20 protein-coding genes and 1 tRNA gene are annotated in these 19,267 nt (G+C 72.0%); 15 read left to right on the top strand and 6 right to left on the bottom strand.

Translation table 11 applies throughout. The annotated features are described in order from the left end of the window. Positions 1-23: 23 nt before the first annotated feature. Positions 24-1,589, bottom strand: coding sequence for a metallophosphoesterase (locus tag ABT354_RS34500; protein ID WP_351501265.1), 1,566 nt, complete (start codon positions 1,587-1,589; stop codon positions 24-26). Positions 1,590-1,721: 132 nt separating this feature from the next. Between ABT354_RS34500 and ABT354_RS34495 the strand changes: the two genes are divergently transcribed. From ABT354_RS34495 to ABT354_RS34470, 6 genes are all read left to right on the top strand, one after another. Then, positions 1,722-2,072: a metallopeptidase family protein gene (locus ABT354_RS34495; RefSeq protein ID WP_351501263.1), complete on the top strand. Its 351-nt coding sequence runs from the start codon at positions 1,722-1,724 to the stop codon at positions 2,070-2,072. A gap of 104 nt (positions 2,073-2,176) precedes the next feature. Continuing rightward, positions 2,177-2,644 carry a fluoride efflux transporter FluC gene (locus tag ABT354_RS34490; protein WP_351501261.1) on the top strand — a complete coding sequence of 156 codons (468 nt, stop codon included), beginning with the start codon at positions 2,177-2,179 and terminating at the stop codon, positions 2,642-2,644. Continuing rightward, a complete protein-coding gene (locus tag ABT354_RS34485) occupies positions 2,641-3,003 on the top strand; it encodes a fluoride efflux transporter FluC (RefSeq protein ID WP_351501259.1) in 363 nt (120 codons plus the stop codon). The genes ABT354_RS34490 and ABT354_RS34485 overlap by 4 nt, the downstream gene beginning before the upstream one ends. 237 nt (positions 3,004-3,240) lie before the next feature. Next, positions 3,241-3,858 carry a hypothetical protein gene (locus tag ABT354_RS34480; protein WP_351501317.1) on the top strand — a complete coding sequence of 206 codons (618 nt, stop codon included), beginning with the start codon at positions 3,241-3,243 and terminating at the stop codon, positions 3,856-3,858. A gap of 254 nt (positions 3,859-4,112) precedes the next feature. Further along, positions 4,113-6,380, top strand: a complete 2,268-nt coding sequence (locus tag ABT354_RS34475; RefSeq protein ID WP_351501257.1) for a DEAD/DEAH box helicase — start codon at positions 4,113-4,115, stop codon at positions 6,378-6,380. Between the two features lie 158 nt (positions 6,381-6,538). Next, a tRNA-Lys gene (locus tag ABT354_RS34470) sits at positions 6,539-6,611 on the top strand. Positions 6,612-6,811: 200 nt separating this feature from the next. On the opposite strand, the gene ABT354_RS34465 is transcribed toward ABT354_RS34470, so the two are convergent. Both ABT354_RS34465 and ABT354_RS34460 read right to left on the bottom strand, forming a co-directional pair. Further along, positions 6,812-7,126 (bottom strand): 4a-hydroxytetrahydrobiopterin dehydratase, encoded by a 315-nt coding sequence (locus ABT354_RS34465; protein ID WP_351501255.1) that lies wholly within the window; start codon positions 7,124-7,126, stop codon positions 6,812-6,814. 14 nt (positions 7,127-7,140) lie between these two features. Next, entirely contained in the window at positions 7,141-8,403 is a 1,263-nt protein-coding gene (locus ABT354_RS34460) for a helix-turn-helix transcriptional regulator (protein WP_351501253.1), read from the bottom strand. Positions 8,404-8,780: 377 nt separating this feature from the next. Here ABT354_RS34460 and ABT354_RS34455 point away from each other — a divergent pair, with 377 nt between their 5' ends. From ABT354_RS34455 to ABT354_RS34440, 4 genes are all read left to right on the top strand, one after another. Further along, complete coding sequence (locus tag ABT354_RS34455; RefSeq protein ID WP_351501251.1) at positions 8,781-8,960, top strand: hypothetical protein; 180 nt, start codon at positions 8,781-8,783, stop codon at positions 8,958-8,960. A 115-nt stretch (positions 8,961-9,075) separates the two neighbouring features. Then, positions 9,076-9,366 (top strand): hypothetical protein, encoded by a 291-nt coding sequence (locus ABT354_RS34450; RefSeq protein WP_351501249.1) that lies wholly within the window; start codon positions 9,076-9,078, stop codon positions 9,364-9,366. Then, positions 9,366-10,370: an MvdC/MvdD family ATP grasp protein gene (locus tag ABT354_RS34445; protein WP_351501247.1), complete on the top strand. Its 1,005-nt coding sequence runs from the start codon at positions 9,366-9,368 to the stop codon at positions 10,368-10,370. The genes ABT354_RS34450 and ABT354_RS34445 overlap by 1 nt, the downstream gene beginning before the upstream one ends. Then, positions 10,367-11,467, top strand: a complete 1,101-nt coding sequence (locus tag ABT354_RS34440; RefSeq protein ID WP_351501245.1) for a methyltransferase domain-containing protein — start codon at positions 10,367-10,369, stop codon at positions 11,465-11,467. The genes ABT354_RS34445 and ABT354_RS34440 overlap by 4 nt, the downstream gene beginning before the upstream one ends. 871 nt (positions 11,468-12,338) lie before the next feature. Here ABT354_RS34440 and ABT354_RS34435 read toward each other — a convergent pair. Continuing rightward, entirely contained in the window at positions 12,339-13,115 is a 777-nt protein-coding gene (locus ABT354_RS34435; RefSeq protein ID WP_351501243.1) for a fumarylacetoacetate hydrolase family protein, read from the bottom strand. Positions 13,116-13,533: 418 nt separating this feature from the next. Between ABT354_RS34435 and ABT354_RS34430 the strand changes: the two genes are divergently transcribed. After that, complete coding sequence (locus ABT354_RS34430; RefSeq protein WP_351501241.1) at positions 13,534-14,721, top strand: serine hydrolase domain-containing protein; 1,188 nt, start codon at positions 13,534-13,536, stop codon at positions 14,719-14,721. A 35-nt stretch (positions 14,722-14,756) separates the two neighbouring features. Here ABT354_RS34430 and ABT354_RS34425 read toward each other — a convergent pair whose 3' ends face one another. Continuing rightward, complete coding sequence (locus ABT354_RS34425; protein WP_351501239.1) at positions 14,757-15,071, bottom strand: 4a-hydroxytetrahydrobiopterin dehydratase; 315 nt, start codon at positions 15,069-15,071, stop codon at positions 14,757-14,759. A gap of 220 nt (positions 15,072-15,291) precedes the next feature. On the opposite strand from ABT354_RS34425, the gene ABT354_RS34420 reads away from it, so the two are divergent. Further along, positions 15,292-15,654: a hypothetical protein gene (locus ABT354_RS34420; protein ID WP_351501237.1), complete on the top strand. Its 363-nt coding sequence runs from the start codon at positions 15,292-15,294 to the stop codon at positions 15,652-15,654. 145 nt (positions 15,655-15,799) lie between these two features. Next, a complete protein-coding gene (locus ABT354_RS34415) occupies positions 15,800-16,870 on the top strand; it encodes a methyltransferase domain-containing protein (protein WP_351501235.1) in 1,071 nt (356 codons plus the stop codon). A gap of 69 nt (positions 16,871-16,939) precedes the next feature. Here ABT354_RS34415 and ABT354_RS34410 read toward each other — a convergent pair whose 3' ends face one another. After that, positions 16,940-17,602 (bottom strand): HNH endonuclease family protein, encoded by a 663-nt coding sequence (locus tag ABT354_RS34410; RefSeq protein WP_502983556.1) that lies wholly within the window; start codon positions 17,600-17,602, stop codon positions 16,940-16,942. A gap of 405 nt (positions 17,603-18,007) precedes the next feature. Between ABT354_RS34410 and ABT354_RS34405 the strand changes: the two genes are divergently transcribed. Continuing rightward, positions 18,008-18,322 carry a hypothetical protein gene (locus ABT354_RS34405; protein WP_351501233.1) on the top strand — a complete coding sequence of 105 codons (315 nt, stop codon included), beginning with the start codon at positions 18,008-18,010 and terminating at the stop codon, positions 18,320-18,322. A gap of 174 nt (positions 18,323-18,496) precedes the next feature. Then, positions 18,497-19,249 (top strand): MerR family transcriptional regulator, encoded by a 753-nt coding sequence (locus ABT354_RS34400; RefSeq protein WP_351501231.1) that lies wholly within the window; start codon positions 18,497-18,499, stop codon positions 19,247-19,249. The last annotated feature ends 18 nt before the right edge of the window (positions 19,250-19,267 follow it).

Raw genomic sequence — 19,267 nt, 5'->3', positions numbered from 1 at the left:
GGGCCCCGCGCAGGGCGGCCGGGTCACCGCCCCCGGGGCCGGTTCTCGTCCGGCAGATGCCTGCTGACCTCGGCGGTCGTCAATCCCAGTCCCCCCAGGGTGATCTCGTCCCACGCCTGGAGCCGCCGGGTGTCCCGGTCCAGATAGAGCACCGAGGCCCGGACCCGTTCCGGCTCGTCGTTCTGGAGGGCGCGCAGCCCGCCGCCGCCGGTGGAGCCCTCGGTGCGCAGCCGGGTGCCCCGCTCCAGCATCTCGTTCACCCGGCGATGGATATGCCCGGCGAGGACCAGCGGGACCGCGCCGTCGGTCTGCCGGGCGACGGCCGGGTTGTGCGCCACGGCGATATCGGCGGGGGTGCCCGCCCGGGTCTGGTCGCGCAGCGCGGAGGCGAGCCGGATCCCCGCCATCCGCTCGGCCCCCTCGCCCCGTACCGCCCCCTCCGAGCGGTCGGGGGTGAACTGCGGATCCCCGGTGCCCGCGATCCGCAGCCCCGCCACGGTGACGGCCCTGCCCTCGTCGAGCACCCGGACGTTCTTCATCCGTTCGAGGTACGCCTGGGTGGTACGGGAGTCATGGTTGCCGCGCACCCAGACATAGGGCGCTCCCAGGTCCGCGATGGGGTCGAGGAAGCCGTTCTCGGCGGCGGTCCCGTGGTCCATGGTGTCGCCGGAGTCGATGATCACGTCGATGCCGTACTGCTCCACCAGGGTGCCGATCACATGCCAGGCGGCGGGGTTGAGATGGATGTCGGACACATGGAGCACCCGGGTGGTCAGCGGGTCCGGGCGGTAGGTGGGAAGGCTGGAGGTGGCCTCGTACAGCTTGGTGACATTGGTGACCAGTCGGGCCAGTTCCCGCTGGTAGACATCGAAGTCGCTGACGATGGACCGGGCGTCGCCGACGAGTGAGGGCGCCCCGGTGAGCAGTCCGGAGAAGTGGGGCTCCAGCATCGACTCGGGTTTCCAGGTGGCGGCGGCGGTGGCCCCGGAGGCGATGAGCAGCGTCAGCGCCAACCCGCCCGCCGCCAGGGCCCGGCGGGGGCGGCGGTAGACGGCGAGACCGAGGGCGGTGGCCCCGACGACGACGGCACCGGCGGAGCGCACGACGAGTTCGGTGGTGCCGGCGGCGACATCGCGGGCCACCTCGTCCTGGAGGCCGGAGAGCCGTTCGGGGTGTTCCACCAGGGCCTGGGCGCGTACCGGGTCGAGCCGGTCGACGGCGACCTCCAGCCGGACGGGCGCGGTGTGGGAGTCGATTTCGAGGGCGCCCAGCGGGGCGATGTCGATGGTGGTGCCGCCGTCGAGGGCGGGGCGCAGGGCCATCCGGGTGTCCATGGGGCCGACGGAGGTCCGGACGCCGCCCGCGATGAGGAGCCCGAGCCAGGCGCCGGCGACGACGACGGCGACGAGGCCGAGGGCGTGCGCCCAGGGGCGGCCGGGGGCTCGGCCCCCCGCCCGTCGGATGCGGCGCCGTGTCCGGCCCCGCGTCCGGCCCCGGACCCGATCGCGGAACCGGTCTCTGACCCGATCTCGGAGCCGATCTCGGAGCCGGTTCTCACACGGGTGCTCGGCGGCGGGTACGCGTGCCATGGGGCGCGTATGCCCATCGCGCCGACGCCGTATGCGGTGGCGCCGCCCCGCGTCATACGGGCGCAACCGCCTATACGGGCGTACCCGCGGACCGGCACGGTCCCCGGCGGGCGGGTGCGTGACAATGGCCGGGTGCTGGAAATGACGCGCGAGGAGTTCGAGGAACTGGTCGCCGAGGCGCTGGATCGCATCCCGCCCGAGCTGACACGCCTGATGGACAACGTGGCGGTGTTCGTGGAGGACGAACCGTCCGCCGACGATCCCGAGCTGCTCGGGCTGTACGAGGGGACTCCGCTCACCGATCGCGGCGAGTGGTACGCGGGGGTGCTGCCGGACCGGATCACGATCTACCGGGGGCCGACCCTGCGGATGTGCCAGAGCCGGGAGGAAGTGGTCGAGGAGACGGAGATCACGGTGGTGCACGAGATCGCGCATCACTTCGGGATCGACGACGACCGGCTGCACGCGCTGGGGTACGGGTGACCCCAGGGCTCCCGGGGCTCCCGGGACCCTCCGGCTCTTCCGGTTCTCCCGGGGCGTCCCGGTCCTCCCGGGGTGAGCCGGTCGACCCGGATGTGGATCTGCGGGTGCCCGCCCAGGGCGCCGAGGCGGCCGGGGCGCGGCTGCCGCTCCTTCTCGCGGTGATCGCGGCGGGCGGGGTGGCCGGGTCGCTGGCCCGTTATGGACTCTCCCTCGCCGTGCCCTGGTCCGGCACCGGCTTCCCCTGGGCCACCTTCATGATCAACGTCGGGGGATCCGCCCTGATGGGCGTCCTGATGCCGCTGATCGCCGAGGACGGCCGCCGGGCCCATGCGCTGGTGCGCCCGTTCGCCGGGGTCGGCGTGCTGGGCGGGTTCACCACCTTCTCGGCGTACGCCGGGGAGTTCCACACGCTGATGGAGCACGGCCGCCCCGGGACGGCGCTGCTGTACGCGGGCGCGACGGTGGTCTGCTGTGTGGCCGGGGTGCTGCTCGCGGCCACCGCCACCCGGGCCTGGACCGCCCGCCGGGCCCGCCGGGTCCGCGCCGCCCAGGACGGGCGGCGGGGCCGGTGAACTGGCTGCTCGTCGCCGCCGGCGCGGCCGTCGGGGCGCCGCTGCGCTATCTGACCGACCGGGCGGTGCAGACCCGCCGGACGACGCTCTTCCCCTGGGGCACGCTGACCGTCAACCTCCTCGGCTGTCTGCTCCTTGGGCTGCTCACCGGTGCGGCGGTGCCCCCTTCCGCGTACACCCTGCTCGGTACGGGGCTGTGCGGCGCGCTGAGCACGTACTCGACCTTCTCGTACGAGACCCTGCGGCTGGCCGAGCGGGGCCGGCCGGGACTCGCGGCGGCGCAGGTGGCGCTGTCGGTGGGGGTGGGGATCGGCGCGCTGTACGGGGGAGTGGCGCTCGGGAGCGTTCTGGCGGGGTGACACCCCGGGTGCTCGACGGCTGTCACGGGGTGCTCCGCCGGGCACGGGCGCGCCGGTTCCGCCCCGGGCCCTGGCACGGGTCGTTGTCCGGGTTCCGTGCCGGGTTCCGGTCCGGTTCGTCGTCCGGGTCGTGTACTTGTCAGGCGTGGGGGCGTGTCCCCGGCGGGGCGCGGGGAGTTGGGCAGGGGGACCGTCGTTCCGTTCCCGCTCCGTCCCGGAGGTGCCGTCGTGCGCCCTATGTCCGCCCCCGGCCGTCTGGCTGTCGCGTTCGCCGCGTCGTTGGCGCTCGCAGCCTCGGCGGGCTGTATGAGCGTGAGCGACGACAAGGGCGGCGGTCGCCGCCCCGGCCCCAGTACCCCGGCGGACCGGCAGGACACCGTCCCCGAACCCGACGGCGGCCATGTGGGACCGGGGGAGCCCCCGCTGGGCGGCGCGGGCGGCCGTCCCGCTCCTTCGGGGACCGGCACGCCCGGGACGGACGGCGCCCCCAGGGCCTCCCGGAGCCCGAGCGGCGGCGATCCGGCCACCCCGTCGGCCAGGCCCTCCCACGGCGGCCGGGCGACCCCCCGGCCGAAGCCGCCGGTCCCGGAGCCGACCCGCAGCGGTGGCGGGGTCGAGCCCTCGGCGACACCCCCGTCCGCCACCCCGGCGCAGCCGTCGCCGGAGCCCCCGAAGGAGACGCCGCAGCCGTCACCGACGGGAAGCGCGGCGGAACCCTCCGCGACGGGGGCGCCCGAGGTGCACGCGGGGGCGCTGCGGATGCCGGTGGCGGAGGACCGGGGCCCGCGCGTCGAGCCGGCGGTGGACGACGACCGGGGGGCGCGTGCGGAGCGGCCCGTGGCCGTACGGGTGTGACCGGCGGCGGTACGGGTGCGGCGTCCGTACGGGTGTGGGGGCGGGTGTGCCCAGGGTCACCCCGGTGGCGGTTTGCCTTGGATGGGGGAGGGTGCGTATGGTGGTAGATCGTTTGATCCCATTGCCCGGCGCCGACAGTGTGCGCCGTGTGGCGCGTACTCTCCCTAGCCGTGGCTGACCGCATCGAGGCGGTCGATATGCGAATTCACGGAGTTTGGGCGCGTGCCGAGACTCCGGAAGGTTTCGCATTTCGCATGTCCAACATTAATTCTGATCACGCCGTCATGCCCGCCAACGACGAGGTCGAGGCTGCGGCCGTGACCGAGGCGGCCGACATCATCGAGATCGCCGAGCTCGACCAGGCCGTCGAGGCCGCTGACGCCATCGAGACCGCTGAGGTCATCGAGGTCGACGAGGTCGACGAGGTCGTCGAGACCGACGAGATCGCCGAGGCCGCTGAGCCCACCATCACCTTCGCGGACCTGGGTCTGCCCGAGGGCGTCGTCCGCAAGCTGGCGCAGAACGGTGTCACCACCCCGTTCCCGATCCAGGCGGCGACCATCCCGGACGCCCTGGCCGGCAAGGACATCCTCGGCCGTGGCCGCACCGGCTCCGGCAAGACCCTCTCCTTCGGTCTGCCGCTGCTGGCGACGCTCGCCGAGGGCCGCACCGAGCGGAAGAAGCCCCGCGCGGTCATCCTCACCCCCACCCGTGAGCTGGCCATGCAGGTCGCGGACGCCCTCCAGCCGTACGGCGATGTGCTCGGCCTGAAGATGAAGGTTGTCTGCGGCGGTACGTCGATGGGCAACCAGATCTACGCGCTGGAGCGCGGTGTCGACATCCTCGTCGCCACCCCGGGCCGGCTGCGCGACATCATCAACCGCGGCGCCTGCTCCCTGGAGAACACCCAGGTCGCCGTCCTCGACGAGGCCGACCAGATGTCCGACCTGGGCTTCCTGCCCGAGGTCACCGAGCTGCTCGACCAGGTCCCGTCCGGCGGTCAGCGCATGCTGTTCTCCGCGACCATGGAGAACGAGATCTCCACGCTGGTCAAGCGCTACCTGACCAACCCGGTCAGCCACGAGGTCGACAGCGCCCAGGGCAATGTCACCACGATGACCCACCACGTCCTCGTCGTGAAGCCGAAGGACAAGGCCCCGGTCACCGCCGCCATCGCCGCGCGCAAGGGCCGCACCATCATCTTCGTCCGCACCCAGCTGGGCGCGGACCGTATCGCCGAGCAGCTGCGCGAGTCGGGCGTGAAGGCCGACGCGCTGCACGGCGGCATGACCCAGGGCGCCCGTACGCGGACGCTGGCCGACTTCAAGGACGGCTACGTCAACGCGCTGGTCGCCACCGACGTCGCCGCGCGCGGTATCCACGTGGACGGCATCGACCTGGTCCTGAACGTCGACCCGGCCGGTGACCACAAGGACTACCTGCACCGTTCCGGCCGTACCGCGCGTGCGGGCAAGTCCGGCACCGTGGTCTCGCTCTCCCTGCCGCACCAGCGCCGTCAGATCTTCCGTCTGATGGAGGACGCGGGCGTCGACGCCTCGCGTCACATCGTGGGCGGCGCGGGCGCGTTCGACCCGGAGGTCGCCGAGATCACCGGTGCGCGTTCGCTCACCGAGGTCCAGGCCGACTCCGCCAACAACGCCGCCAAGCAGGCCGAGCGTGAGGTCGCCGACCTCAACCGTCAGCTGGAGCGGGTGCAGAAGCGCGCCGTCGAGCTGCGCGAGGAGGCCGACCGTCTGGTGGCCCGCGCGGCCCGCGAGCGCGGTGAGGACCCGGAGACCGCCGTCGCCGAGGTGACCGAGGCCGCCGAGGCGGAGCTGGAGGCCGCTGTGGCCGCCGCTGTCGTCGCCGAGCAGCCCGCCGAGCGTCGTGACGAGCGCGGCAACTACGAGCGCCGGGGCCGTTCCTCCGAGCGTCGTGACGACCGCGGTGGTTCTTCCTTCCGCCGTGACGACCGCGATGACCGTGGTGGTTCCTCGTTCCGCCGCGATGACCGCGGTGGCTCCTCGTCCTCGTTCCGTCGTGACGACCGTGGCGGTTCGTCCTTCCGTCGTGACGACCGTGGTGGTTCTTCCTTCCGCCGTGACGACCGCGATGACCGTGGCGGTTCTTCGTTCCGCCGCGATGACCGCGGTGGGCGTCCGTTCGAGCGTCGTGACGACCGTGGCGGTTCCTCGTCCTCGTTCCGTCGTGACGACCGTGGTGGCTCTTCCTTCCGCCGCGACGACCGTGACGACCGCGGTGGTTCCTCGTTCCGTCGTGACGACCGTGGCGGCTCCTCCTTCCGCCGCGACGACCGTCCCGCCTCCGCGGGCCACCGTGGCAGCGACCGCCCGTTCAACCGCGACCGCCGCGACGACCGCCCCGCCACCGGCGGCTTCCGCTCCGGCACCTCGGACCGCCCCTACGGCCGCCGCGACGACCACCGTGGCGCCGGCTCCGGTTCCGGTTCCGGCTCCTCCTTCCGCCGCGACGACAAGCCCCGCTGGAAGCGCAACGGCTGACCGCCGCTGATGTGACCCCCGACAGCGCCCGTGCCTCCCGCACGGGCGCTGTCTCGTCCCCCCTCTCCACCGGCTTTCCCGCCCCGCGCCACCCCGCTGACGGGATACCCGATCGGCTCAGGCGCCGGGGGCAGCTATGCTCGGGGGTGACTCGTGGAGGGCCGTTAGCTCAATTGGCAGAGCAGCGGACTTTTAATCCGTTGGTTGTGGGTTCGAGTCCCACACGGCCTACCGGTTGCTGCGGTTTCGATACCGCTCTGACCTGCGAGTTCCATGGCCCGGCCGGAGACTTCCGGCCGGGCCATCGTCTTTCCGCCACCTTCCCACCGTCTTTCCACCGGCCTGGTGGGCCTGCTGCGTGCCCTGTGCGTGCCCCGACGGGCGGTCAGCCGTGCCTCGGGAGCCACAGGATCCGGCGACACGGCTTCGCGTCACCCGTTGGCGGGGCGGGCTCCGTGTTCGGCGGCGAGCGTGTTGAGACGGGTGGCCATGGCCGTGTCGAGGGCGGTGATCGTGCCCCCGGCGTCATGGGTGTTGAGGGCGAAGCCGATCGTTCCGTAGAGGATGGTGACCTCGGCGTGGTGGTTGGCCTCGTCCTCGGCGGTGGCGACAGCGGCGTAGAGGGCGGGGACGGCGGATCGGTCGGCCTTGAAGGTCGCGGTGAGCTTTCCGTCCCGGACGGTCCAACCGGAGAGGTCGGTGAGGGCCCGGTCGAGTTCGGTGGCGGTCAGCGGGGTGGCGGCCATGAGGGCTCCTTCGTTTAACGGTTTTGAACGGCCAGTGGCTTGAGTGCCTTGACCAGGCGGTCGCCGATGGGGTCGCCGCGCCAGCGGCTCATACTTTCGCGGAGGGTTTCCAGCTCCTTGCGATGGCGGGCGGAGCGCGTCTGGGCGGCGATCCCGGCGGACTCGGCGGCCAGGGTGACGGCGTGCTCGGGCTCGCCGGTGGCGGCGTACGCGGCGGCCTGGCGGGCGAGGTAGACGCCGGTGTCGCGGCGGGCGGCCGGGGGCATGTCGGCGTTGATCCGGTCCCAGATGCGCTGAGCCTCTTCATACAGGCCCATCCGTCCGTAGCAGGTGGCCCGCTGGACCTCGAAGAAGTACGGATTGCGGTGCGCCGCACCCCAGGGGACGGAGGGGTCCACCGTCACGACCGTCCGGGACGCCTCGTCGAGGGTCCGGTCGACCGCTGCCCGCTCACCGAGCAGGGAATGGCCGTGTGCCTGTTGGTTCAGGATGTTGACCCGGATGCGGTCGGAGAGCCGGTGTCGTTCACCCAGCCCGCCCCTGCACAGGTCGACGGCTGCGCGGCCGTCGGCGAGATCGACCCGGAGGCGGGCCATGTTGGAGACGGCGTACGCGGTCAGATCGGCGCTCCCGGTCATCTGGGCGTCCGACTGGGCGATGCCGTGCCAGTACGCGGTCGAGTCCCAGAGCCCGGCGTCCTGGTGGAGCCAGGCGGCGAGGACGGCGTAGGTGACCCCGACCTGGATCAGTTCCTCGCGTACGGGGCCGCTGGCGGCCCGGGAGAGGTGGCTGATCAGCCGGTACTGCTCGGTGACGGTCCCGATGAGGTCGCGGGGGCCGAGCATCATGTCGGCGGCGTAGTGGCCTTCGAGTTGTTGGTAGAAGTAGCCGACCAGGGCCGGGTCGATGTCCCGGGGCCGGAGATCGGCAGGGCTCACGATGCCGAGCGCGGCCACCGAACCGGCGGCCAGGAAGCTGCGGCGTTCCATGGATGATCCCTCCTCCGCAGGGCGCAGACGGGCGGGGTGACCGGGCGGGGGAGCGAAACCGAGGTGCTCGGGGCCGATGCCGAAGGCCGCGCGCAGAGCGGCGGCGGTGTCGGGCCGGGGCCAGCCGGGCCGGTCGGACTCCCAGCGCCGGTAGGTGCGCACGCTGACGGTGAAGTACGGATCCCCGAGCGCGAGCCGGCCCGCCTTGCTGATCTCCTCGGCCGCCTTCTCCTGGGACAGCCACCCGTGGTCGAGCCGTGCCGCCCGCAGCCTGTCGTTGGTCCTCACCGTGTCCCCTTGCGTTCGACCCCTCCAACGTAACGCTCAACTGATCGACTCATACCCGGCGTTACGGGTGTTCTGTGCGTCTGTTCGAAGTGGCCGGTGAGTGGCCGCTCAGCGTCCCGTGGGTTTCCTGGCCGCCCGGTGGGGTCCGGCGGTTCCCTGGAACGGTCAGCCACTCGCCACCCCAGGGAAGAGGTGAAACCGGTGTCCCGACCCCTCTGCACGGACGCCGCACACGAAAGCCCCCGGGAGTCTGGGCCCCGTACCGACGACCGGGTACGGCCCTCCGAGGCCGTGCGGGTGTTTCGCAGCCGCCACGGCGACCCCACTCGCTGTACGGCCGACGAGCGGACGGTGTTCCTCTCCCTGGGCGGCGCGCGATGAGCGGCAGGCACGCCGCCGACCGCCCCTCGCGCCCCGGTCTCGCCGCTCTGCTGCTCGGCGTCATCGGTGTCGTACCGCCCTTCCTCCTCCTCACCCCGCAGGTGGTCGACGCGGCTTCGCCCATGAAGCCCATGCCGGTAGTCGCCGCCGACACCGAGCCGTCCGCCGCTTCCTGAGACTGCCCCGGGCAGGGGACAGACCCACCTGCCGGACCTCTGCCCGGGGCGCACATCCCCTGGCCCATGGCCAGGGGACCGCCCGAGCACCACTACGACGAAAGGGAAACCCTTCATGTCGCTCCTGCTGGAACGCGTCCCGTCCCTGTCACACGAGATCGCTGCCGAGCCGGCCGGACTGGCCGAGACGCGGCCGTTCGGGCTGGACAGCCTGACCAACCCGATGCCGGTCCATGGCCACCGTCCGGTGCTGACCGTGGACCCGGTCAGCCAGCTCTCCCTGATCGATGGCCTCCCGACCGGCGCCCACCCCACCATGAGCAAGACCTCGTGCAACACCGAGTCGGACGGCAAGGACGCCATCGCCGTCGACACGGACCAGAACGACGACGAGTACGACGACTGATGACGTTCCGCGCCAGTCAGGGCACGCGCGGCGGACTCCCGCCGCGCGTGCTCGTCGTCACCCACGCCCTGGACCCCACCGCTGACTTCGTCCTGCGCGAGCTGAACGAGCGGCGGGTCCCGTTCTGGCGGACCGACCTCGCCGACTTCCCCACCCGCACCACTCTCCGTACGGAGCTGGGGGCTCACGGCCGGTGGACCGGTTCTCTGCACGATGACGCCCGAGGTGTCGACTTATCGGAGCTACGGGCGGTGTGGTGGCGCAAGCCCACCGTTCACGAGCTGCCGGAGTCGATGAGTGGCCCGGAGCGCCGCTTCGCGGTCGGGCAGGCCAAGCGGGCGATCACCGTCCTCGGCTCGCTGCCCGGGGTGCTGTGGGTGAACCGGCCGCAGGCGAACGTCGACTGCACCAAGCCGGTGCACCTGGCCGCCGCCGTGGCCAGCGGGCTCCAGGTGCCGGAGACGCTGATCACCAATGATCCGGCCGCCGTGCCGTCGTTCGCCCGGCGGTGCGGCGGACGCATCGTGACCAAGGTGCTCGGCGGGATCGTCCACACCGAGGGCGGGACCCGGGGCCAGCTCTACACCCGCCGCGTCCCCGAGGAGCAGTGGCGCGACCCCCGGATCGCGCTGACCGCGCACCTCTTCCCGCGGGAGATCACCGACCGGGCGTACGAGGTCCGCGTCGCCGTCGTCGTCGGACGGCTCTTCGCCGCCGCGATCCACGCCCCGGTTGGGCACACCGGGCCGGACTGGCGCCAGGACTCCGACGCCTTCACCCACACCGCCGTCCATCTGCCTGCCTCGATCGGGGGCGCGGTAAGCGAGATGATGCGCCGCCTCGGCCTGGTCTTCGCCGCCCTCGACTTCATCGTGGACACCCGGGGCGTGCACTACCTGGTCGACGTGAACGCGGGAGGGCAGTGGGCCTGGATCGAACCCACCCGCGAACCGATCACCCACGCCATCGCCGATCTCCTTCAGAAAGGCTCCACCCGCCGATGACGAGCGCTTTCACGGATCAGGCCGCCGCCGGGGCCCGCCACGCCCTCGCCCAGGCCCTCACCGACGCGGGCGACCTCACCGACCCGGACTGGCGCCGGGCCTTCGAAGAAGTCCCCCGCCACGTCTTCGTCCCGTACTTCTACGCACCCTCCGGGGAGCGCGTCTCCGGCGACGAACGATGGTTCACCGCCGTCCACGAGGACCGCAGTCTGGTCACCCACCGCACGGACGGGGCCGCGACCTCGTCCAGCTCCCAGCCGTCCCTCATGGCCACCATGCTCGAATCGCTTGCTGTGGCGGACGGGATGAACGTCCTGGAGATCGGCGCCGGCACCGGCTACAACGCCGCCCTCCTCGCCCACCGCCTCGGTGAGGACCGTGTCACCACCGTCGACATCGCCGAGGAAATCACCGGCCCCGCCCGCGAACGCCTGGCCACCGCCGGATACCGGCCCACCGTGATCACCGGCGACGGCTCCCTCGGCGCCCCCGACCGTGCCCCCTACGACCGGATCATCGTCACCTGCGGCCTGTCCACCGTCCCCCCGGCCCTGCTCCAGCAGCTCACGGACGACGGCTTCCTCCTCGCCCCGCTCGGCAACGCCCTCGCCCGCATCCACCCCACGGGACCGGGCACGGCTACGGGCCGCTTCCTCCCCCACGGCGCCTTCTTCATGCCCCTCCGCCACACCCCGACCGACGGCGTTCCGCCCCGCCGTCCCCGCCTGCCCACCGGCCCTGGCCGCCCTTCCACGCTTCCCGCCGAGGCCATCGCCGACAACCACTTCCGCTTCCTCGCCGGCATCGCCGTCCCCGGCCTCACCTGGCAGTACGACTTGAGCGAGAACGGCCAGATCACCGGCGCCCGCGTCTGGCACCCCGACGGCTCCATCGCCCGCGCCCACCCCGACACCACGGTGACCGAGGCGGGGCCCCGACCTCTTTGGGGCCTCCTTGAAGAGGCTCACCGGACCTACCTGATCGCCGACCGCCCCGCTCCCGACGACTACGGCATCACCATCAGCGTTGGCGAACAACGCGTCTGGCTCTCCAACCCGGCTGGGCCAGGTTGGAGCCTGGGCACATGGCACGGATGAGAAACAGCCTCAGCAAGTCATGAGGGCTTGCTGAGGCCGTGACTGCTTACTGGATCATGGCGGCAGCCAGGCTGGCGGCAAGATGCCACCAGCCGGGGTTAGACCACCAAGGCTCGTGATGTTCCAGCACGATGACGAGCATGTATCTCTCCCGTGGAATCGAAGATGGCCCACTCGGGCTCTCTCTGCCTGGGGGAACGAGTTCTCTGGCGGGGAGTCTCTCCCCATGTAGGAACAATCCACTTGGTGGTGAATACCTGCTGTCTGAAGCTCGGGCTGGTGCGCGAGCATCATTCAGTTGTGTGGCGCTGCCTGGACGTGGAGACACGCGTGGCGTTGAACCGGGGCACCCGGTTCAACGCCACGCGCGTGTTGATGACCCGCAGATGCGGGGACGACTCAGCGGCTTGGCAAGTCCCGCCAAGCGGATTTGGATCACCCCCGCGTGCGCGGGGCGGAGGTTCGGCGGCCAGGAAGCTAGAGGAAAGTAGAGGAAAATATAGGCACCAACACAGGAGTGTTGGGCATCTTCGAAGGGTGTTGTCTTCTGTACAGGGTTGCCGCCTGCGTGAGCGGATGCGGCAGCATGGGGCCACTCGGAAGTGGAACGGGTGGCATTGGTGCCCCTACTGGCTGGGCTGTTGGGGAAAGGTAAGGGTCGGAGAGCCTTAAGGCCAAGGTGGGCCTTCCGTGTGCTCGTGCGTGGGTGGGAGGCCCGGCTCCTGATGCTGTACGCCCTCTACACCAGGGCTCGTTCCAGCAGGGGGGACCGCTTAATGGTTTAAACGGCCAGCGCTTTGAGTGCCTTGACCAGTCGATCGCTGATGGGTCCCTCACGCCGCCTACCCATGCACGGGTGGAGGGGGACGGGCTACCGCGCGGCTGAGGCGACCGGGTTGGTCAGGGTGCCGATGCCGGTGGCGGAGACCTCCACGGTGTCGCCGGGGAGGACCGGGCCCACTCCGGCGGGGGTGCCGGTGAGGATGATGTCGCCGGGGTCCAGGGTGACGGCGGCACTGATGTAAGCGATCAGGTCGGCGACCGGGGTGAGCAGCTGAGCGGTACGGGCGTGCTGGCGGCGTTCGCCGTTGACATGGCACTCGATCTCCAGGTCCGCCGGGTCGAGGCCGGTGGTGATCCAGGGGCCGAGGGGGCAGAAGGTGTCGAACGCCTTGGCCCAGGAGGGCTGGCCGTCCGCCTTCTGGATGTCCCGGGCGGTCACATCGTTCGCGCAGGTGTAGCCGAACACCTGGGAGAGCGCTTCGGCGGCCGGAACGTCCCGGGTGGTGCGGCCAATGACGACGGCGAGTTCGGCTTCGTACTCCACCTGCCGGGACTGCGCCGGATAGCGGATGGGCTCACCCGGCCCGATCACGGCGGACGGCGGCTTGAAGAAGAGCCGGGGCACGGCCGGTGCGCCCATGCCCATCTCGGCGATGTGATCGGCGTAGTTCCGGCCCACGGCCACGATCTTCCCGGGTTGGACGGGGGCGAGAAGCCGTAGGGCGTCCAGGGGGACCGAGCGCCCGATGGGCCGGGCTTCCTCCCGTACCGGGTCCCCGTCCAGCACCTCCACCGTGGTGCCGTTCACCCGGCCGTGCCGGACCGCACCGGGCGACGCGAAGCGCACGAACCGTTGAGCCTCCATGGACCCGGATCGTAGGCAGCCGGTGGCGCCGGGGGAAGATCCCCCGGCGCTGGCCCGTCCTCTGCCGCCGCGACGGCCCGTGAAGTGGGGCCCTTCGTTTAACGGCTTTAAGCAGCGAGTGGCTTCGGGGCCTTGACCAGGACCAGGCGATCGATGCGCTTAAAGCTCTTAACTCCCGTGTACGCGAAGGTTTTCGGTCGTCCTCGGCAACGCGTCCCCGCAGACCAGGGGCCTGCGGCGGCCCCAGGGCCCAGGAGGCGCGGGTGGGGTCCGGGGTGCCCCTACGGGGGAACCCGGGTTTTGGGAAAGGCCGGATTTCGGCTCGGCGGCGGGGAGGGGGCAACGCGAGGGGGCGGGGGTGGGTCCTGTCGGGGGACCGCGTGGGTGCGCGGTGGGGAACGGCAGACAGGGGAGTCGCATGTCCCGGCAGAACCACGGGCCCGCGCGGGCGATCGGCACCGTACTGGCCGCGGCCGTCACCGTTGGGCTGCTCTCGGCGCCGGCGGGGGCCGGGGAGGAGCGGGGGAGCGGGGTGCAGGGGGTCATCGAGGCGGAGGTGCGGGCGGGGATACCCGGGGTGATCGCCTCCGTCGAGGACGGCCGGGGGCGGGTCTGGCGCGGGGACGCCGGGGTCGCCGATCTGCGGACGGGGGAGCCGCGCCGGGCGTACGACCGCTTCCGTATCGGCTCGATCACCAAGAGCCTGGTCGCCGTCGTCGTCCTCCAGCTGGAGGGCGAGGGGCGGCTCGACCTTGACGACACCGTGGAGAAGTGGCTGCCCGGCGCGGTCCGGGGCCATGGCCACGACGGGGCGAAGATCACCGTCCGCCAGCTGCTCAACCACACCAGCGGCATCCGTGACTACGCCTCCGACCAGGAGTTCTTCGACCGCTACATCGGCCGGGACTTCCTGCGGAACCGCTTCCACCGCCACACCCCCGAGAGCCTGGTCGCCCGGGCCATGCGGGGTGCGCCGGAGTTCGCCCCCGGCAAGGGGTGGAACTACTCCAACACGGAGTACATCCTCGCCGGGATGATCATCGAGAAGGTCACCGGACGGTCCTACGAACGCGAGGTCGAGCGGCGGCTGCTGGGGCCACTGGAGATGCGGGGCACCTCATTGCCCCGGCGATCGACGGCGCTGCCGGGCCCGTCCGGGCGGCACTACACCAAGGTCCCCTGGGGTGACCCCGCCGGAACGGTGCACGATGCCACCGAGTTGAACGCCTCCTCGGGCTGGGCGGCCGGGGACATGATCTCCACGATGGGCGACCTCCATCGCTTCGCCCGTGCGCTGATGGCCGGCCGGCTGCTCCGCCCCGCCCAGCAGGCGGAGCTGACCACCACCGTGCCCAGCTCCGAGAGCGGCGCCCGGTACGGCCTCGGGATCGCCCGGCAGAAGCTGTCGTGCGGGGTCGCCGTGTGGGGACACGCCGGAGGGATCCATGGCTCCCGTTCCGGGATGTACATCGCCGAGAGGAGCGGTCGCTCCCTGGTGCTGAACGCCAACGGCGAGTGGGCCGGCGGTTTCCGGGCCGCCGTGGAGGCGGCCTTCTGCCCGGGGGACGGATCGGAGACGCGACCGGAGGCCCGACCGGGGGCCTGACCGGTTCAGCCGCTCGCCGGGCGCTCGCCGCGTGTTCAGCCGTTCGCCGGGCGTGCGCCGCGCGCGGTGACCAGGGAGGTCAGACGCGCGGCCATGGCCGTGTCGAGGGCGGTGATCGTGTCCCCGGCGTCATGGGTGCTGAGGGCGAAGCCCACCGTCCCGTACAGGATCGTCACCTCGGCGTGATGGTTGGCCTCGTCCTCCGCCGCCGCCACCGCCAGATAGAGCGAGGGAACGGCGGAACGCTCGGTCGTGAAGGTGGCGGTGAGCCGCCCGTCCCGGACGGTCCAGCCGGGGAGGTCGGCGAGGGCCCGGTCGAGTTCGGCGGAGGTCAGCGGGGTCGCGGACACGGAGACTCCTTCGGAAGTAGGGCGGGGCGCATGGCGCGATGGCCATGAGACCGGGATCGTAGGTCGATGACGGGTCGCCCATCGACCGCCGCGCCGGGGGTGCCGCGGTACGGCCTCCCGTGTCCGGCGCCGGGCGCGCTGCGGTACGGCGTTCGGCGCCCGGCGCGGGGAGTTGGCGGTGCGATACCGTCCGCTTTTCACACCACCATCAGGGGGAGACATGCGTACCAGGGCTACCACCACGATGACCGCTGCGGCCGTTCTTCTCGCCGTGCTCACCGGTTGCGGTGACGACGGGGAGAAGAAGGGCGACGCCGCGGCCTGTAAGGCGGCCGTGCTCAAGGTGATGGAGGACGCGGGCGAGGGCAGGATGCCGACCGGCGACAAGCGTCCCGGCTCCTGCGAGGGGCTGAGCGAGAAGGAACTCCAGGATCTGAGCGCCGACGCGGTCAAGGAGTACACCAAGAAGAAGACCGAGGAGCTGACGAAGGATCTGGACGGCCTGGGCGAGGACGCGACCGACGCGGTCGACAAGGAGCTGGACGACGCGCTCAAGGACCTGGAGGACGCCGGAGCGCAGTGACGCCCGACGCCAACGGCCCCTCGGCACGGGCGTGACAGGGACGGCCCCGGCGCCGGTGCCCGGCCGGCGGTCGGCCGACAGGTGGCCGACGGTTGGCCGAATAGTACGTGGTGCGTAGTACGCGTCACGAAGCATGATCGACGCCATGCACACCCAGGACGCCCGGACACTGGTCCTCTGCACCCTTGTCGACGGGCCTTTGCACGGTTACGCGATCAACACCGCCATCGAGAAGCTCTCCGGGGCCAAGCTGGGCCCCGGCAGCCTCTACGGTGCCCTCGGCCGGCTGGAGGCCAAAGGACTGGTCGAGCCGGTCGAGGGTACGGGCAGGGCCCGCCCGGTACGGATCACCCCGCAGGGGCGGGCCGTGCTGGAACGGGAGGCCCGCTCGATGGCCCGGGTGACCGAGCAGGTCTTCGAGTCCGTGCCCCCCGACGAGACGCACTACCTCGACCGGGTCGCCGCGAGCGAGGCGGGACGGGCCTACAAACCCGTCCTGCTCCAGGCCCTGGAGATCCGGCCCGGCGACACCGTGCTCGACCTCGGGTGCGGGCCCGGCACCGATCTCGCGGACCTCGCCCGCGAGGCCACCGCCCAGGGCGCCCCCGGCGAGGTGATCGGCATCGACATCAGCGAGGAGATGGCCGCCCGCGCCCGGGAACGGACCGCCGCCCTGCCCGCCGTCGACATCCGGGTCGCCGATCTCCACCGCCTGCCCTGCCCCGACGCCTCCGCCGACCGGGCCCGTACCGACCGGGTGCTCCAGCATGTCGCCGACCCCGCCGGGGCGCTCGCCGAGATCCGGCGGGTGCTGCGCCCCGGCGGACGGCTGGTGATGGGCGAGCCGGACTGGGACTCGCTGACCGTCGACCACCCCGACCGGGAGATCTCCCGGGCCTTCACCCGCTATATCGCCGATCAGGGGATCCGGAACGGAACCCTCGGCCGGGAGCTGCCCCGGCTCGCCGTCGGCGCCGGATTCACCGTGCCCGTCGCGCTCCCCATGGTCTCGGTCCTCCGCGATGTCCGCGCCGCCGATGAGCTGCTGGGGCTCAAGCGGAACACCGAGCGCGCGGTCGCCGCCGGATTCCTCACCGAGGAGGCGGGGCGGGCGTGGCTGGACCATCTGGCCACCGGGCCGTTCCTGGCGTCGGTGACGCTGTACATCGTGGTGGCGGAGGTCCCGCCCGAGGACATCCCGGCCGTCACCGGCTGACGGGTGCCCCCGGGCCCGTACACCGGACCGTGAAATCCGTGGGTACGGGTCCGGGGGCCGGCGGCCGGACTACGGTGCGGGCTCCCAGCTCACCGTGGTCGTCGTGCACCCGGCGGCGATGACCAGCAGCTGGTCCTGCTCCGCCTCGTCCAGGGTCAGGCCCCAGCGGAGTTTGGTCGCGGTCCACTCCGCCGCGTACCGGCACAGCGCGCTCTCGGCCGGGGGCAGCCACTGGGCCGGGTCCTGGTCGGACTTGGCACGGTTCGACCGGGCGGTGACCGCGACCAGCGAGGACGCCTGCCCCTGGTCATTGGCGTACGCCTGCCGCCGGGCCGGGGTCCAGGAGTGGGCGCCGGAGTCCCAGGCCTCCGCCAGCGGCACCATGTGGTCGATGTCCAGTGCGGAGGCCGGGGTCACCCGCTGCTCGTCGTAGTACGACCACCAGGCGCCGCCCGACAGCGCGCACCGGGCGCCGACCGTCGGCGCCGTGACGGCCTCCGCGATCAGGACCTCGTTACGGGTGTTGCAGCCGTCGGACGGGTTCAGCCCGGAGTTCCAGTGGCGGAAGAGGTCCCGGTCGTACCCGGTCCGGCTCTCCGTCCCGACCGTCAGCAGGCCGACGGCCACCCCCAACCGCGCGCTCTCGGCCCGTGCGGGCGATGCGGCCGCTCCCGCCGGGCCGGTCAGCAGCAGCGGCGCCAGCGTGAGCGACCCCACGACGAACGGCAGCACACGGTGGAGGCGACGGAGGCGACGGGGGCGAGGGGGAGTGGTCGAGGCGGTAGAAGCGGGTGAAAGGGGTGAAACGGGCGGGGTGGTCGGAACGGTCCGAGCGGGTCGAAGGGTCGGAACGATCTGTCTCAGATAAGTGATCACGCCACCGGGAATAGGGGCAGATCACCCCGAAGCAGGGCAGCGAAACGAACGGTTGCTCCGGATGGGGGCAGGAGTTCACCCGTTCCGCCCCGTCGGCGGTGCCCCGTACGGCTCAGGCGGGTGTCCGGCGCGACCGCCGCTGACGGACGGATGTGCGCACCGGCACACCGGCGGGGGGACCCGGGCGAGATGTCCGCCTCATGCGGGTCAATCCCCCTTCCCGGCCCGTGACCCAAGCCCCTGTCGGCCGTTTGACCCGGCATGACCAAGACTCAGCGCGCCCTCGCCGCCGTCGTTCTCGCCGCCGGTGCCTCCGTGCTCTCCTTCGGGACCGCCGTCGCCACGCCCGTACCCGCCGCCGCTCCCGCCGCCCCCGCGACCACCCCCGCCCCGCCCGCTCCCAACCCGCATGGATCCGCCGTGGAGCAGCTGCTGACCGGCGTCAACGACCTGAGCCAGCTCCAGCAGCTGGGTGCCGTCACGGATGTGCCCAACCAGCTGGCCGCCCCCGCCACCGACCAGCTCGCCGTGCTCACCGACCCGGTCGCGGGCCTCGCGGGCGCCGTCCAGCCGTAGTACCCCCGGGTCCGGAGGTGCTCCGGACCCCTGACCGAACGCCGCCCGGGGACGGACCCGGGCCCCTCGCCGGGGCACCTTCGGGTGCCCCGGGCGCGTTTCCGCCCCCCGCCGTGGATGTCCCGGGGATTCCGGGTTGACCTTTACGTAACGTCAACTTCTACCGTTTCGGGCATGGAGTGGTCGATCCAGGAGATCGCCCGGCGTGCCGGGACGACGAGCAGGACCTTGCGGCATTACGGGGATCTGGGGCTGCTGCCCCCGACCCGGGTGGGGCGCAACGGCTATCGCTACTACGGGCCGGAGGCCCTGCTGCGGCTTCAGCGCATCCTGCTCCTGCGTGAGCTGGGGCTCGGGCTGCCGGCCATCGCCGATGTGCTGGAGGGGGAGCGGGACACCGGCGCCGCCCTCCGGACCCATCTGCGGCTGCTGGAGCTGGAGCGCGACCGCGTGGGACGGCAGATCGCCTCGGTGCGGACCACTCTCCACAAGATCGAGAGAGGAGAGGACCTCATGCCCGAGGACGTACTGGACGGTTTCGACCACGCACGGTACGAACAGGAGGTGACCGAACGCTGGGGCCGGGAGGCGTACCAGCGCGGTGACCAGTGGTGGCGTTCGCTGAACGACACCCAGCGGCGCGAGTACCACGAGGAGCAGACCTCGATCGCCGAGGGCTTCGGCCGGGCCCTGGCCGGGGGTCTCGCCGTCGACAGTGACGAGGTGCAGCGGCTCGCCCATCGGCAGTTCATCTGGCTGTCGGCGATGGAGACGCCCTCGAAGGACCGTTTCCTCGGTCTGGGCGAGCTGTATGTCGGGGACGATCGCTTCGCCGCGCACTACGACCGGTACGGCGCCGGTACGGCGGTCTTCGTCCGCGACGCGATGGTCGTGTACGCCGAGCGGAACCTCACCGACGGCGGGTGACGACCCTGTTCCGCCCGG

This window comes from Streptomyces sp. NPDC000594 (genome assembly GCF_040299965.1).
Lineage (GTDB): Bacteria > Actinomycetota > Actinomycetes > Streptomycetales > Streptomycetaceae > Streptomyces.
Note: the sequence above shows the minus strand (reverse complement) of the source record. Positions and strands in the feature narration are given on the sequence as shown.

Bases quoted from the DNA above. Each gene is read 5' to 3' on its own strand.
- ABT354_RS34500 (WP_351501265.1), bottom strand. From the start codon at position 1,589: ATGGCACGCGTACCCGCCGCCGAGCACCCGTGTGAGAACCGGCTCCGA.
- ABT354_RS34480 (WP_351501317.1), top strand. From the start codon at position 3,241: ATGTCCGCCCCCGGCCGTCTGGCTGTCGCGTTCGCCGCGTCGTTGGCG.
- ABT354_RS34475 (WP_351501257.1), top strand. From the start codon at position 4,113: ATGTCCAACATTAATTCTGATCACGCCGTCATGCCCGCCAACGACGAG.
- ABT354_RS34465 (WP_351501255.1), bottom strand. From the start codon at position 7,126: ATGGCCGCCACCCCGCTGACCGCCACCGAACTCGACCGGGCCCTCACC.
- ABT354_RS34455 (WP_351501251.1), top strand. From the start codon at position 8,781: ATGAGCGGCAGGCACGCCGCCGACCGCCCCTCGCGCCCCGGTCTCGCC.
- ABT354_RS34450 (WP_351501249.1), top strand. From the start codon at position 9,076: ATGTCGCTCCTGCTGGAACGCGTCCCGTCCCTGTCACACGAGATCGCT.
- ABT354_RS34445 (WP_351501247.1), top strand. From the start codon at position 9,366: ATGACGTTCCGCGCCAGTCAGGGCACGCGCGGCGGACTCCCGCCGCGC.
- ABT354_RS34440 (WP_351501245.1), top strand. From the start codon at position 10,367: ATGACGAGCGCTTTCACGGATCAGGCCGCCGCCGGGGCCCGCCACGCC.
- ABT354_RS34435 (WP_351501243.1), bottom strand. From the start codon at position 13,115: ATGGAGGCTCAACGGTTCGTGCGCTTCGCGTCGCCCGGTGCGGTCCGG.
- ABT354_RS34430 (WP_351501241.1), top strand. From the start codon at position 13,534: ATGTCCCGGCAGAACCACGGGCCCGCGCGGGCGATCGGCACCGTACTG.
- ABT354_RS34420 (WP_351501237.1), top strand. From the start codon at position 15,292: ATGCGTACCAGGGCTACCACCACGATGACCGCTGCGGCCGTTCTTCTC.
- ABT354_RS34415 (WP_351501235.1), top strand. From the start codon at position 15,800: ATGCACACCCAGGACGCCCGGACACTGGTCCTCTGCACCCTTGTCGAC.
- ABT354_RS34405 (WP_351501233.1), top strand. From the start codon at position 18,008: ATGACCAAGACTCAGCGCGCCCTCGCCGCCGTCGTTCTCGCCGCCGGT.
- ABT354_RS34400 (WP_351501231.1), top strand. From the start codon at position 18,497: ATGGAGTGGTCGATCCAGGAGATCGCCCGGCGTGCCGGGACGACGAGC.